Origin of the sequence: Pseudomonas sp. MF6767, assembly GCF_016405475.1 — a bacterium.
GTDB classification, from domain to species: Bacteria; Pseudomonadota; Gammaproteobacteria; order Pseudomonadales; family Pseudomonadaceae; genus Aquipseudomonas; species Aquipseudomonas paracarnis.
The window spans coordinates 127,035-139,474 of record NZ_JAEKCY010000009.1; the positions used below are offsets into that span (position 1 = coordinate 127,035).

General features: G+C 59.2%; 12 protein-coding genes. 6 read left to right on the forward strand and 6 right to left on the reverse strand.

From position 1 onward, the window contains the following. Positions 1-171: 171 nt before the first annotated feature. Positions 172-1,461, forward strand: coding sequence for a citrate synthase (gene gltA / locus JFT58_RS16265; protein WP_014717728.1), 1,290 nt, complete (start codon positions 172-174; stop codon positions 1,459-1,461). Between the two features lie 246 nt (positions 1,462-1,707). Here gltA and JFT58_RS16270 read toward each other — a convergent pair whose 3' ends face one another. The 3 genes from JFT58_RS16270 to JFT58_RS16280 form a co-directional block, all read right to left on the reverse strand. After that, positions 1,708-3,366 (reverse strand): cation acetate symporter, encoded by a 1,659-nt coding sequence (locus tag JFT58_RS16270; RefSeq protein WP_032892639.1) that lies wholly within the window; start codon positions 3,364-3,366, stop codon positions 1,708-1,710. Further along, positions 3,363-3,674: a DUF485 domain-containing protein gene (locus tag JFT58_RS16275; RefSeq protein ID WP_003190001.1), complete on the reverse strand. Its 312-nt coding sequence runs from the start codon at positions 3,672-3,674 to the stop codon at positions 3,363-3,365. Before JFT58_RS16275 ends, JFT58_RS16270 begins: the two co-directional genes overlap by 4 nt. A gap of 232 nt (positions 3,675-3,906) precedes the next feature. Continuing rightward, positions 3,907-4,758: a glycine betaine ABC transporter substrate-binding protein gene (locus tag JFT58_RS16280; RefSeq protein WP_003233255.1), complete on the reverse strand. Its 852-nt coding sequence runs from the start codon at positions 4,756-4,758 to the stop codon at positions 3,907-3,909. Positions 4,759-5,090: 332 nt separating this feature from the next. On the opposite strand from JFT58_RS16280, the gene JFT58_RS16285 reads away from it, so the two are divergent. Next, the gene (locus tag JFT58_RS16285; protein ID WP_103299227.1) at positions 5,091-6,644 is read left to right on the forward strand and encodes a glycoside hydrolase family 17 protein; all 1,554 of its coding nucleotides are present in this window, start codon (positions 5,091-5,093) and stop codon (positions 6,642-6,644) included. A gap of 106 nt (positions 6,645-6,750) precedes the next feature. On the opposite strand, the gene JFT58_RS16290 is transcribed toward JFT58_RS16285, so the two are convergent. Beyond that, complete coding sequence (locus JFT58_RS16290; protein ID WP_014717724.1) at positions 6,751-7,119, reverse strand: hypothetical protein; 369 nt, start codon at positions 7,117-7,119, stop codon at positions 6,751-6,753. A 233-nt stretch (positions 7,120-7,352) separates the two neighbouring features. Between JFT58_RS16290 and JFT58_RS16295 the strand changes: the two genes are divergently transcribed. Together JFT58_RS16295 and JFT58_RS16300 are read left to right on the forward strand one after the other, a co-directional pair. After that, the gene (locus JFT58_RS16295; protein WP_032892643.1) at positions 7,353-8,651 is read left to right on the forward strand and encodes a serine/threonine protein kinase; all 1,299 of its coding nucleotides are present in this window, start codon (positions 7,353-7,355) and stop codon (positions 8,649-8,651) included. Further along, positions 8,644-9,432, forward strand: a complete 789-nt coding sequence (locus JFT58_RS16300) for an MlaA family lipoprotein (protein WP_054898378.1) — start codon at positions 8,644-8,646, stop codon at positions 9,430-9,432. The genes JFT58_RS16295 and JFT58_RS16300 overlap by 8 nt, the downstream gene beginning before the upstream one ends. 56 nt (positions 9,433-9,488) lie before the next feature. Here JFT58_RS16300 and JFT58_RS16305 read toward each other — a convergent pair whose 3' ends face one another. Continuing rightward, positions 9,489-10,403, reverse strand: a complete 915-nt coding sequence (locus tag JFT58_RS16305) for a DUF808 domain-containing protein (protein WP_054898377.1) — start codon at positions 10,401-10,403, stop codon at positions 9,489-9,491. A gap of 134 nt (positions 10,404-10,537) precedes the next feature. On the opposite strand from JFT58_RS16305, the gene JFT58_RS16310 reads away from it, so the two are divergent. Together JFT58_RS16310 and JFT58_RS16315 are read left to right on the forward strand one after the other, a co-directional pair. Further along, positions 10,538-11,143 carry a TetR/AcrR family transcriptional regulator gene (locus JFT58_RS16310; protein WP_032897537.1) on the forward strand — a complete coding sequence of 202 codons (606 nt, stop codon included), beginning with the start codon at positions 10,538-10,540 and terminating at the stop codon, positions 11,141-11,143. Between the two features lie 203 nt (positions 11,144-11,346). After that, positions 11,347-11,805, forward strand: a complete 459-nt coding sequence (locus JFT58_RS16315) for an REP-associated tyrosine transposase (RefSeq protein WP_054898376.1) — start codon at positions 11,347-11,349, stop codon at positions 11,803-11,805. Positions 11,806-11,936: 131 nt separating this feature from the next. Here JFT58_RS16315 and JFT58_RS16320 read toward each other — a convergent pair whose 3' ends face one another. After that, positions 11,937-12,377 (reverse strand): GlcG/HbpS family heme-binding protein, encoded by a 441-nt coding sequence (locus tag JFT58_RS16320; protein ID WP_020302584.1) that lies wholly within the window; start codon positions 12,375-12,377, stop codon positions 11,937-11,939. Between the last annotated feature and the right edge of the window lie 63 nt (positions 12,378-12,440).

Consider the following 12,440-nt stretch of genomic DNA (forward strand, 5'->3'; position numbering starts at 1 on the left):
CGCTGGCGGGATAAAAGGCGTAAATGGCAGTCAATTTCGACGAAAAAGTACGGTTAAAGCCTTCTGGCGCAAGACTTTAGGCAAATTGACATCTGGATTTATATCAATATAGTGGTGCGGGCCCTGCGTGGGGGGTCTGTCTGATGATTTGAAGCATAAATAGGAGGCCACATGGCTGACAAAAAAGCGCAGTTGATCATCGAGGGCGCAGCCCCCGTCGAGCTGCCCATTTTAACCGGCACCGTTGGTCCCGATGTTATCGACGTACGGGGCCTGACGGCCACGGGCCGTTTTACTTTCGACCCAGGCTTCATGTCGACCGCTTCCTGCGAGTCGAAGATCACCTATATCGATGGTGACAATGGCATTCTGCTTCATCGCGGCTACCCGATCGAGCAACTGGCTGAAAAGTCGGACTACCTGGAAACCTGCTACCTGCTGCTAAATGGCGAATTGCCAACAGCCGAGCAGAAAGCCCAGTTCGTCAGCACCGTGAAGAACCACACCATGGTTCACGAGCAGTTGAAGACCTTCTTCAACGGCTTCCGTCGCGACGCCCACCCGATGGCCGTCATGTGCGGTGTAGTAGGCGCCCTGTCGGCCTTCTATCACGACTCCCTGGACATCAATAACCCGCAGCATCGCGAAATTTCCGCGATCCGCCTGGTTGCCAAGATGCCTACCCTGGCCGCAATGGTTTACAAGTACTCCATGGGCCAACCCATGATGTACCCGCGCAACGACCTGACGTACGCGGAAAACTTCCTGCACATGATGTTCAACACCCCGTGCGAGATCAAACCGATCAGCCCGGTGCTCGCCAAGGCCATGGACCGGATCTTCATCCTCCACGCCGACCACGAGCAGAACGCTTCCACCTCTACCGTGCGCCTGGCGGGCTCTTCGGGTGCCAACCCGTTCGCCTGTATTGCCGCCGGTATCGCCGCACTGTGGGGCCCTGCCCACGGCGGTGCGAACGAAGCCGTATTGACCATGCTCGATGAAATCGGCGATGTGTCCAACATCGACACCTTCATCGCCAAGGCCAAGGACAAGAACGATCCGTTCAAGTTGATGGGCTTCGGTCACCGGGTCTACAAGAACCGCGACCCGCGCGCTACCGTCATGAAGCAGACCTGCGACGAAGTGTTGAAGGAACTGGGCATCAAGAACGATCCGCAACTCGAACTGGCCATGCGCCTGGAAGAGATCGCCCTGACCGACCCGTACTTCATCGAACGCTCGCTGTACCCGAACGTCGACTTCTACTCGGGGATCATCCTCAAGGCGATCGGCATTCCAACCAGCATGTTCACCGTGATCTTCGCCCTGGCGCGGACCGTGGGCTGGATCTCCCACTGGAAAGAAATGCTCTCCAGCCCGTACAAGATTGGCCGCCCGCGCCAGCTGTACACCGGCTACGAGTCGCGTGACATCACCAAGCTGGAAGACCGCAAGTAAGCATTCAACTGCTTAGCTGCATTGAGAACGGCCTCCCTTAGTGGAGGCCGTTTTTGTTGGTGTGGCCTGATCTACCGTCATCGCAGGCAAGCCAGCTCCCACATTGGACCGCATTCCAACAAAAGGACACGGCCCAGCGTGGGAGCCGGGCTCGCCCGCGATGAGGCCAGCCCAGGCGACACAAAAAAGCCAAGCAAAAAAATACCCCGGCCTTGCGACCGGGGTATCTCTTATGCAGCTGACGACTTAGTGATTAACCGCCCCACTCGCCCCCAGGCCAGTCTGCGAACGCACGAACTGTGGGAAGTACAGCGCACGCTCTTTCTCTGCCGCCGCCGACTTGTCGGTGATGGAGAAGAACCAGATGCCGACGAACGCAATGATCATCGAGAACAGCGCCGGGTACTCGTACGGGAAGATCGCCTTTTCATGGTGCAGGATCGACACCCAGATGGTCGGGCCGAGGATCATCAAGCCCACGGCGCTGATCAAGCCCAGCCAGCCGCCAATCATGGCGCCGCGGGTGGTGAGGTTTTTCCAGTACATGGAAAGCAGCAGCACCGGGAAGTTACAGCTGGCAGCGATGGAGAACGCCAGGCCGACCATGAACGCAATGTTCTGGCTTTCGAACAGGATACCCAGGCCGATGGCCAATACACCCAAGGCTACGGTGGTGATCTTCGACACGCGAATCTCATCTTTCTCGTTGGCTTTGCCTTTCTTGATCACGCTGGCATACAGGTCATGGGACACCGCCGAAGCACCCGCCAGGGTCAAGCCGGCAACCACCGCCAGGATGGTGGCAAACGCCACGGCCGAGATGAAGCCCAGGAAGATACTGCCACCCACCGCGTTGGCCAGGTGCACCGCCGCCATGTTGTTACCACCGAGCAAGGCGCCTGCTGCATCCTTGAACGCCGGGTTGGTGCTGACCAAAAGGATCGCGCCGAAACCGATGATGAAGGTCAGGATATAGAAGTAGCCGATGAAGCCGGTTGCGTACAGCACGCTCTTACGCGCTTCCTTGGCGTCGCTTACCGTGAAGAAGCGCATCAGGATGTGCGGCAGGCCAGCAGTACCAAACATCAGTGCCAGGCCCAGGGAGAATGCCGAGATCGGGTCCTTCACCAGGCCGCCGGGGCTCATGATCGCTTCACCTTTGGGGTGAACCTTGATCGCCTCGGAGAACAGCATGTTGAAGTCGAAGTTGACGTGCTTCATCACCATCAGCGCCATGAACGAGGCACCGGACAGCAACAGTACCGCCTTGATGATCTGCACCCAGGTGGTCGCCAACATGCCGCCGAACAGCACGTACAGGCACATCAGGATACCCACCAGGATCACCGCCACATGGTAATCAAGGCCAAACAGCAGCTGGATCAGCTTGCCCGCGCCAACCATCTGCGCGATCAGGTAGAACGCCACCACCACCAGCGAGCCACACGCCGACAGGCTGCGGATCTGGGTTTGCCCCAGGCGATAGGACGCCACGTCGGCAAAGGTGTATTTGCCCAGGTTACGCAAGCGCTCGGCGATCAGGAACAGAATGATCGGCCAGCCCACAAGGAAGCCGATCGAGTAGATCAAGCCGTCGTAACCGGAGGTGAACACCAGCGCGGAAATCCCCAGGAAGGACGCCGCCGACATGTAGTCACCGGCAATCGCCAGACCGTTCTGGAAACCGGTGATCTTGCCGCCCGCCGCATAGTAGTCCGCCGCCGACTTGTTGCGCTTGGACGCCCAATAAGTGATGCACAGGGTGGCGCCGACAAACGCGACGAACATCACAATGGCCGAGACGTTCAGCGGTTGCTTGTGCACTTCACCGGTCAATGCGTCCGCCGCCCAAACGGCCGGAGCCAACAGCGAAGCACCGAATAGAGCCAATAGACGCCGGATCATTGCGCAGCCTCCTTGAGAATCGCATTGTTCAGGTCGTCAAATTCGCCGTTGGCCCGACGCACGTAGATGCCGGTGAGAATGAAGGCCGACACAATCAGCCCGACGCCCAGGGGAATGCCCCAGGTAATCGAGGAACCAGGGCTGATCTTGGCCCCCAGCACTTGTGGCCCGTAGGCAATCAACAGGATGAAAGCGGAGTAAAGCCCTAGCATGATCGCCGAGAGAATCCAGGCGAACCTTTCCCTTTTCCTGACCAGCTCCTTGAAACGCGGGCTGTTTTGAATCGAGAGGTAAATGCTGTCGTTCATTGTTTTTATCCTCGCAGCACAGCTTTTTATTATTTTGGAACGTATCCACTGTATGCGGCTGCGCAATGGGTTCCAGACGACCTTAGTAGTAGATCGAGCTTAGCGAGGATTTGTAAAAAGTGTAGGAGCGAGCTTGCTCGCGAAAAACGTCAACGATAACGCGTTCATTCTGGATGATCGCGGTGCCTGTGCGTTCTTCGCGAGCAAGCTCGCTCCTACAATTGGGGCGGGGTTATTTAGCAGTCCATTCGGCGACGCGCTCGGGGTGCTTGGCTACCCAGTCCTTGGCCGCGGCGTCCGGCTTGGCGCCTTCTTGAATCGCCAGCATGACTTCACCGATTTCATCCTTGGAGGCCCACTGGAATTTCTTCAGGAAGGCTGCGACTTCCGGCGCTTTCTTCTCCAGGCCCTTGCTGCCGATGCTGTTGACGGTTTCAGCAGCACCATAAATCCCTTTTGGGTCGTCCAGGAAACGCAGTTTCCACTTGGCGAACATCCAGTGCGGCACCCAACCGGTGACCGCAATCGACTCCTGCTTGTCTTCGGCGCGGGTCAGTTCGGCAATCATCGCCGCACCCGAGCTGGCTTGCAGTTTGTAGTCCAGGCCATATTGCTTGATGGCTTCGTCGGTCTTGAGCATTACGCCCGAACCGGCGTCGATGCCGACGATCTTGTTTTTGAAGGTGGTATCGGTCTTGAGGTCTTCAATGGACTTGGCCTTGACGTATTCAGGCACGATCAGGCCGATCTTGGCGTCTTTGAAGTTGGGGCCGTAGTCGACCACCTTGTCCTTGTTCTTGGTCCAGTATTCACCGTGGGTTACAGGTAGCCAGGCGGAAAGCATGGCATCGAGTTTGCCGGTGGCGACGCCCTGCCACATGATCCCGGTGGCAACCGCTTGCAGTTTTACGTCGTAGCCGAGCTTTTGCTTGATCACCTCTGCCGCCACGTGAGTAGTGGCCACGCTGTCGGACCAGCCGTCCACGTAGCCGATGCTCAGGGTCTTGCTGTCGGCACTGGCCAGTGTGGAGCCCATCGCAACTACCAGAGTGGCAGCTGCGCCCAAGAGTCGTCGCATCTTCATAGTACTTCCCCGAAAGTGCTGCGCCCGACGGATGCCGAGCGACGTCAAACTGTTGTTATAGGGTGCACCGCGCCCCCTTCACGCGCATCGATCCGGTTGCTGAGGCATCAGTGGAGTACTGACAGTTTTATCTTCAACCTGCGTAGGCATTTGCCCTGCTCTGTCAGCGACCTTGGTTGAGCAGGAAACGACATCACATCGCCAGCAGGATGCTTTGTAGGCGTTATCGCCAGAATCCCGCCCGAAGTTTGCATGTCAAAATTATGCAGCCCCACAGGGCTGCGGCAAATCCGGGTAAGATGCGCGCCTTTGCTCCCCCAGATAAGCCGACCATGCCCGCGACTGCCCGCTTCCCTGCCCTGCCCTATTTCTTCGCCTTGATCCTCGGCGTGCTTGCCCTTGTCGGCTACTGGTACGGCCTCGGCCGGCCGGTGGTGTTGCCAGACGTCGCCAGCGCCAGCCATAAGCTGCAATGTGCGTCCTACACACCGTTCGACAAAGACCAATCCCCATTCGATCAACCGTTCGCGCTGCGCCCCGAGCGCATGGACGCCGACCTGGCGCTACTGGCTACGCGCTTTGAATGCATTCGCACCTACTCCATGACCGGCCTGGAGGCCCTGCCGGACATGGCGCGCAAGCATGGGTTGAAAGTCATGGCCGGGGCCTGGGTCAGCAGCGACCCCGTGGCGACCGAAAAAGAGATCAACGAGTTGATCGCGGCGGCCAACGCCAGCCCGGACGTGGTGACCTCGGTGATCGTCGGCAACGAAGCCCTGCTGCGCAAGGAAGTCACCGCCAAGCAACTGGTGGCGCTGATCCATCAAGTTAAAAGCCAGATCAAGCAGCCCGTCACCTATGCCGATGTCTGGGAGTTCTGGTTGCAACACCCGGAAATCGAGCCTGCGGTGGACTTCCTGACCATTCACCTGTTGCCGTATTGGGAAGATGAGCCGTCCGGCATCGATCAGGCGCTCAAGCACGTGGGCGATGTGCGCCAGACCTTCGGCCATAAATTCGCGCCCAAGGACATCGTGATCGGCGAAACCGGCTGGCCCAGCGAAGGCCGGCAGCGCGAAACCGCCGTGCCCAGCCGGGTCAATGAGGCCAGGTTCATGCGCGGCTTCGTGGCCATGGCCGAAGCCAATGGCTGGCGCTACAACCTGATCGAAGCCTTTGACCAGCCATGGAAACGTGCGAGTGAAGGGGCTGTGGGTGGTTACTGGGGGCTGTTCGATGCAGACCGTCAGGACAAAGGTATCCTCGCCGGCCCGGTGACCAATGTGCTGTACTGGCGGCTGTGGCTGGGCGTCGGCGGGCTCATCCTGCTGGGCACCCTGGTGCTCGGCGGCCGCGTTCGCAGCACTCGCTCTGCGTTAATACTGCCGTTGCTAGGGGCCGTCGCAGCGTGCTCCATCGGCAGTTGGGCCGAACTGACCCGCGTTACCGCGCGTTTCAACGATGAATGCCTATGGGCAGGCTTGCTGGTGGTCTTGAACCTGCTGGTGCTGGCTCATGCCGCCCTGGCCCTCAGCGCCCGGCAAGGCTGGCGTGAGCGCGGGTTCAACTGGCTGGAGCAGCGCGCCGGCTGGTTGATGGCAATTGCCGGGTTTGCCGGTGCGGTGATGATGCTGGCGCTGGTGTTTGACCCGCGCTATCGCAGCTTTCCAAGCGCAGCGCTGGTGTTGCCGGCCCTGGTGTACCTGATACGCCCGGTGACCGGGCCACGTCGGGAGATTGCGTTGCTGGCCTTTATCATCGGTGCCGGCGTTGCGCCGCAGTTGTACCGTGAAGGGCTGTTGAATCAGCAGGCCTGGGGTTGGGCAGTGGTCAGCGTGCTAATGGTTGCGGCTTTGTGGCGTTGCTTGCGAGTGCGCAAGGCGTAACACCGCTATCGCAGGCAAGCCAGCTCCCACAGTTGATTGTGTTCACACATTTCTATCTGTGAGCACGGTCAAATGTGGGAGCTGGCTTGCCTGCGATGAGGCCACATCAGGCGCCGCGCGGTTTCCTGACCAACCGCAACCCCGCAATCACCACCGCGAACACCGCAAACGTCGTGTTGTACAGCGCCAGCGCCGGCAACCCGAACACCAACCCCACCACCGCCAACGCCCACCCCGCACGCCCCGGTACAAAAAAGCCCAGCACCGAAGTGATCAACGCCGCCCACCCCAGCAGCTTGAAATGAATCATCAAACCCAGGTTCGAACGCACCTGGCATTCCCAGCGGCTGGCCTCATCAGCGCAGATGCCAACCCATTGCCCATCCTCCATGAAGCCATAGCGTGCGGCATAACTGGCGGCCAGCCATAACGGCAGGGCAATAAGCAGCAGGATCAACGGCAAACGACGGGACATGGGGCACTCCGATAGGCAAAAACGGCGCCCAGCTTAATCCCACGGCGGCCGTTAGCAAGGTGTTCGCACAGATATCTGTTCAACAAAGCATGGCAAAGTGTATCGTCTCGCTACTATTACCCCGATTCCGACGTTTTTTCCGACTTTTCGTGCCGAGTGCTGGCACTTCGGTGACAAGGCGGTGGTCATAGCCTGCGAACTTCATTCAGCCCGTTCCTCTTAGGGATTAAGTCATGCTCCGTTCCTTGCGCTGTGCTGCCTTGCTGGGCAGCCTATTTTTGAGTGCGTCAGCACTGGCCGTCGATATCGACCAAGCCAGCTATGGCTACCCTTTGACCAACCCGTTCGAAGCGACCATCGCCACCACACCTCCCGATCTGCGGCCAACCCTGCCGACCGATGACGAGATCACCCAGTCCGACTACACCCTGACGATGCGCCCCGAGCGCGAGTTCAGCCTGCCGGACAATTTCTGGGCGGTGAAGAAACTCACCTACCGCATTGCCAAGCAGGACCGTGCTGCGCCTTTGATCTTCCTGATCGCCGGCACCGGTGCACGCTTTGACAGCAGCATCAACGAATACCTGAAAAAGCTGTATTACCAGGCCGGCTACCATGTGGTGCAGCTGTCTTCGCCGACCAGCTTCGACTTCATCAGCGCCGCTTCGCGCTTCGCCACCCCGGGCATCACCCAGGAAGACGCCGAAGACATGTACCGCGTGATGCAAGCCGTACGCGCGCAGAACGCCTCGTTGCCCGTGACCGATTTCTACCTCACCGGCTACAGCCTGGGCGCCCTGGATGCGGCGTTTGTCAGCAAGCTGGATGAGACCCGCCGCAGCTTCAACTTCAAGAAAGTGCTGCTGCTCAACCCGCCGGTCAACCTCTACACCTCGATCACCAACCTCGACAAGCTGGTACAGACCGAGGTCAAGGGCATCAACAACAGCACCACCTTCTATGAGTTGGTGCTGAGCAAACTGACGCGTTACTTCCAGCAAAAAGGCTACATCGACCTCAACGATGCCCTGCTTTATGACTTCCAGCAGTCCAAGCAGCACCTGACCAACGAACAGATGGCCATGCTGATCGGCACCTCGTTCCGCTTCTCGGCCGCTGACATTGCGTTCACTTCGGACTTGATCAACCGACGTGGCCTGATCATTCCGCCCAAGTACCCGATCACCGAAGGCACCAGCCTCACGCCGTTCCTCAAGCGTGCCCTGCAGTGTGACTTCGACTGCTACCTCACCGAACAAGTGATCCCGATGTGGCGCGCTCGTTCCGATGGCGGCAGCCTGCTGCAACTGATCGATCAGGTCAGCTTGTACGCCCTCAAGGACTACCTGCGCGACAGCCCGAAAATCGCCGTGATGCATAACGCCGACGATGTGATCCTCGGCCCTGGCGACCTGGGTTTCCTGCGTAAAACCTTCGGCGATCGCTTGACCGTCTACCCGCTGGGCGGCCACTGCGGCAACCTCAATTACCGCGTCAACGCCGACGCCATGCTGGAGTTCTTCCGTGGCTAAATATCTTCTGCTGCTCGCCGCACTGATGTGCGCAGGCGTGGCCAATGCCGACAACAGCAAGGCCCAAGAACCCGTCAAGGTCGATGCCGACGGCTTCAAGGAGCCGCTGACCAAGCTCAAGTTCAACCCAGGCTTGGACCAGCGCGAATTCGAGCGTTCCACGCTCACCGCGCTCAACGTCTACGACCCACTGGAGTCGTGGAACCGCCGCGTGTACCACTTCAACTATCGCTTCGACCAGTGGGTGTTCCTGCCGGTGGTGAACGGTTACCGCTATGTTACGCCGAGCTTTCTGCGCACCGGCGTGAGCAACTTCTTCAACAACCTGGGCGATGTGCCCAACCTGATGAACAGCTTGTTGCAGCTCAAGGGCCACCGCTCGCTGGAAACCACCGGGCGCCTGCTGGTCAACACCACCATTGGCATCGCGGGCCTGTGGGACCCGGCCACCGCCATGGGCCTGCCGCGCCAGAGCGAAGACTTCGGCCAGACCCTGGGCTTCTACGGTGTACCGGGTGGCGCCTATGTGATGCTGCCGATCTTCGGCCCGTCGAACCTGCGTGACACCGGCGGCCTGCTGGTGGACTACAGCGCCGAATCGCAGATCAACTTCCTCAACGTGTCTGAAGTCAGCTCCAACCATCCGGAAGTCTGGGCCCTGCGCGCCGTGGACAAGCGCTACCAGACCAGCTTCCGCTACGGCCAGATGAACTCGCCGTTCGAGTATGAGAAGGTGCGGTATATCTACACCGAATCGCGCAAGTTGCAGATTGCCGAGTAAACAGCAGCGATAAAAAAAGGCCATTCGATTGAATGGCCTTTTTTATGCCTGCGGTTTCACCCTCGCAGTGCTTTCCAACCTTTACCTGCCACGCTGACCACTGCCAGGACGACAGCGCCGGCAATGATCCCCGCCACCGCATTGAGCAGCGTTGGCATCAGCCACGCCAACGCGCCGGTGCTCTGGCTCACGGTTTCGATCCAGTGATGCACCACGGGCACGCCATGGGTGAGGATACCGCCACCAACCATGAACATCGCCGCCGTGCCAATCACTGACAGGCTCTTCATCATGTAGGGGGCCGCGCTCAGGATCGCGCCACCAATACTGCGCGCCACCTGGCCCGGCTTCTGCGTCAGCCACAGCCCCAGGTCGTCGAGCTTGACGATACCGGCCACCAATCCATATACGCCGATGGTCATGACAATGGCGATACCCGACAGCACGATCACCTGCTGCGTGAGCTGCGCGTCGGCGACGATGCCGAGGGTGATGGCAATGATTTCGGCGGACAGAATGAAGTCGGTACGGATCGCACCCTTGATCTTGTCTTTCTCGAACGCCACCAGATCGGTTGCCGGATCGGCCACCGCTTCAGCCAACTGTGCGTGTTCGGCTTGATCTTCAGCCTGGCTGTGCAGGAATTTGTGCGCGAGCTTTTCGAAGCCCTCGAAACACAGATAGGCACCGCCAAGCATCAACAGCGGTATCACCGCCCAGGGTGCAAAGGCGCTGATCAACAGGGCCGTCGGCACCAGGATCAGCTTGTTGATAAACGAGCCCTTGGCCACCGCCAACACCACCGGGATTTCTCGCTCGGCGCGCACGCCGGAGACCTGCTGGGCATTCAGCGCGAGGTCATCGCCCAGCACGCCCGATGTCTTCTTGGCGGCCATTTTTGTCATCAGCGCGACGTCATCGAGTACCGCCGCGATATCGTCGATTAACACCAACAAGCTGCTTCCTGCCATGAACCGGACTTCCGTTAGAGAGAGATGGCGCGAGCATAGCGCGGCGCGGGGCCTTGCGGGCAGATTGTTGAGGCTTGCGGATGGCCGGTGCTACCATGCGCAACCGCCTGTCATGGCAAGGAAACGTCTGGTTTATGAGCAGCATTCGCGAGCGCAACAAAGAAAAAATCCTGCGGGCGGCGAGCGAGGAGTTTGCCGACAAGGGCTTCGCCGCGACCAAAACCAGCGACATCGCCGCCAAGGCCGGGCTGCCCAAGCCCAACGTCTATTACTACTTCAAGTCCAAGGACAACCTTTACCGCGAGGTGCTCGAAAGCATTATCGAGCCGATCCTGGCCGCCTCCACGCCGTTCAACCCCGAAGGCGAGCCCAAGGAAGTATTGAGCAACTACATCCGCTCCAAAATCCGCATCTCCCGCGACCTGCCGTTCGCCTCCAAGGTGTTCGCCAGCGAAATCATGCACGGCGCCCCACACCTGAGCGCCGACCAGGTTGAGCAGCTCAATGCCCAGGCCAAGCACAATATCGACTGCATTCAGAGCTGGGTTGACCGTGGCCTGATCGCCGCGATTGACCCCAACCACCTGATGTTCAGCATCTGGGCAGCCACCCAGACCTATGCCGATTTCGACTGGCAGATCTCGGCGGTGACTGGCAAGGCCAAGCTGGATGAAGCCGATTATGAGGCAGCGGCGCAGACGATTATTCGGTTGGTGCTCAAGGGGTGTGAGCCGGATTGATAGACCGCGGCGAGGCTATCGCAGGCAAGCCAGCTCCCACACGGATTTGCGCCGGACACAAAATGTAAAATGGTCACAATCCCCTGTGGGAGCGGGCTTGCCCGCGATAGCGCCCATCCAGACACATCCTGCTAAAAGCTCGCCGATCAGCCTTCGCCCATCAGTCTAGCCTCTCAGAACACCATCTGAAGAGAGGCCACGGAATGCCTGATTTACCTGCTTCAAAACGCCTGCGCATCGGCCGCTATAACGAGTCCAACCGCATTTACCTGCTCACCACCAACACCCTTGAACGCGAGCCCATCTTCAGCGACTTCAGACTCGGCCGCCTGGTCGTACAACAATTCAGGATCGCCCAATATAAAGGGCTCGCAACATCATTGGCCTGGGTGGTAATGCCTGACCATTTCCATTGGCTTGTTTCTCTGGAGAAAGGTTCACTTGCCGACTTGATGCGACAAGTTAAATCCAAGAGCACCCGAGTGGTGAATGCGGTGGCTGGCCGCCAAGGTCGCCTCTGGCAACCGGGCTTTCATGACCATGCCGTGCGTCGAGAGGACAGCCTTGAGGGGATTGCACGTTACATCGTAGCCAATCCACTCAGGGCCGGGCTGGTAAAGAAGTTTGGTGACTATCCGCTGTGGGATGCCATTTGGGTTTGACTGGAGACCGAGTCGACTGCATCGCAGGCAAGCCAGCTCCCACACTGATTGCACTCACACAGTTGAATTTGTGAACACCGCCAATGTGGGAGCGGGCTTGCCCGCGATAGCCTACTCACAGTCAGAACGATTCAAGCCGACACCCCCGCATCCGCCATCAACCCCACTCCTTCTATCGCCGTGATCGCACACTGCTCGTCAATATCGGACGTGTCCCCGCTGATCCCGATCGCGCCCAGCACCATGCCGCTCTGATCCCGAATCAACACCCCACCCGGCGCCGGCACGACGCTGCCCTGCCCCAGGCTGTTCAACGCCGCGATAAACGCCGGGCGCTGTTGGGCGTCCAGCGCCAGCAAACGTGAACCCTTGCCCAGGGCAATGGCGCCCCAGGCCTTGCCGATGGCGATTTGCGGCCGTAGCAGGCTGGCGCCGTCTTCGCGTTGCAGGGTGACCAGGTGGCCGCCGCTGTCGAGCACGGCGATGGTCAGTGGCGCAGCCGAAATGGTGCGGCCTGCAGTAAGGGCCTGGGTGGCCAGTTGGGTGGCGAGTTTCAAGGTTAAAGCGCTCATAGGTGCCGTCCTTATCTTGTTATGGGTAATGCGGTGAGGTCTGTTTGATCAGATGCTCGATCA

Coding starts and splice junctions, on each gene's coding strand:
- gltA (WP_014717728.1), top strand. CDS start 172: ATGGCTGACAAAAAAGCGCAGTTGATCATCGAGGGCGCAGCCCCCGTC.
- JFT58_RS16270 (WP_032892639.1), bottom strand. CDS start 3,366: ATGATCCGGCGTCTATTGGCTCTATTCGGTGCTTCGCTGTTGGCTCCG.
- JFT58_RS16275 (WP_003190001.1), bottom strand. CDS start 3,674: ATGAACGACAGCATTTACCTCTCGATTCAAAACAGCCCGCGTTTCAAG.
- JFT58_RS16280 (WP_003233255.1), bottom strand. CDS start 4,758: ATGAAGATGCGACGACTCTTGGGCGCAGCTGCCACTCTGGTAGTTGCG.
- JFT58_RS16285 (WP_103299227.1), top strand. CDS start 5,091: ATGCCCGCGACTGCCCGCTTCCCTGCCCTGCCCTATTTCTTCGCCTTG.
- JFT58_RS16290 (WP_014717724.1), bottom strand. CDS start 7,119: ATGTCCCGTCGTTTGCCGTTGATCCTGCTGCTTATTGCCCTGCCGTTA.
- JFT58_RS16295 (WP_032892643.1), top strand. CDS start 7,353: ATGCTCCGTTCCTTGCGCTGTGCTGCCTTGCTGGGCAGCCTATTTTTG.
- JFT58_RS16305 (WP_054898377.1), bottom strand. CDS start 10,403: ATGGCAGGAAGCAGCTTGTTGGTGTTAATCGACGATATCGCGGCGGTA.
- JFT58_RS16310 (WP_032897537.1), top strand. CDS start 10,538: ATGAGCAGCATTCGCGAGCGCAACAAAGAAAAAATCCTGCGGGCGGCG.
- JFT58_RS16315 (WP_054898376.1), top strand. CDS start 11,347: ATGCCTGATTTACCTGCTTCAAAACGCCTGCGCATCGGCCGCTATAAC.
- JFT58_RS16320 (WP_020302584.1), bottom strand. CDS start 12,377: ATGAGCGCTTTAACCTTGAAACTCGCCACCCAACTGGCCACCCAGGCC.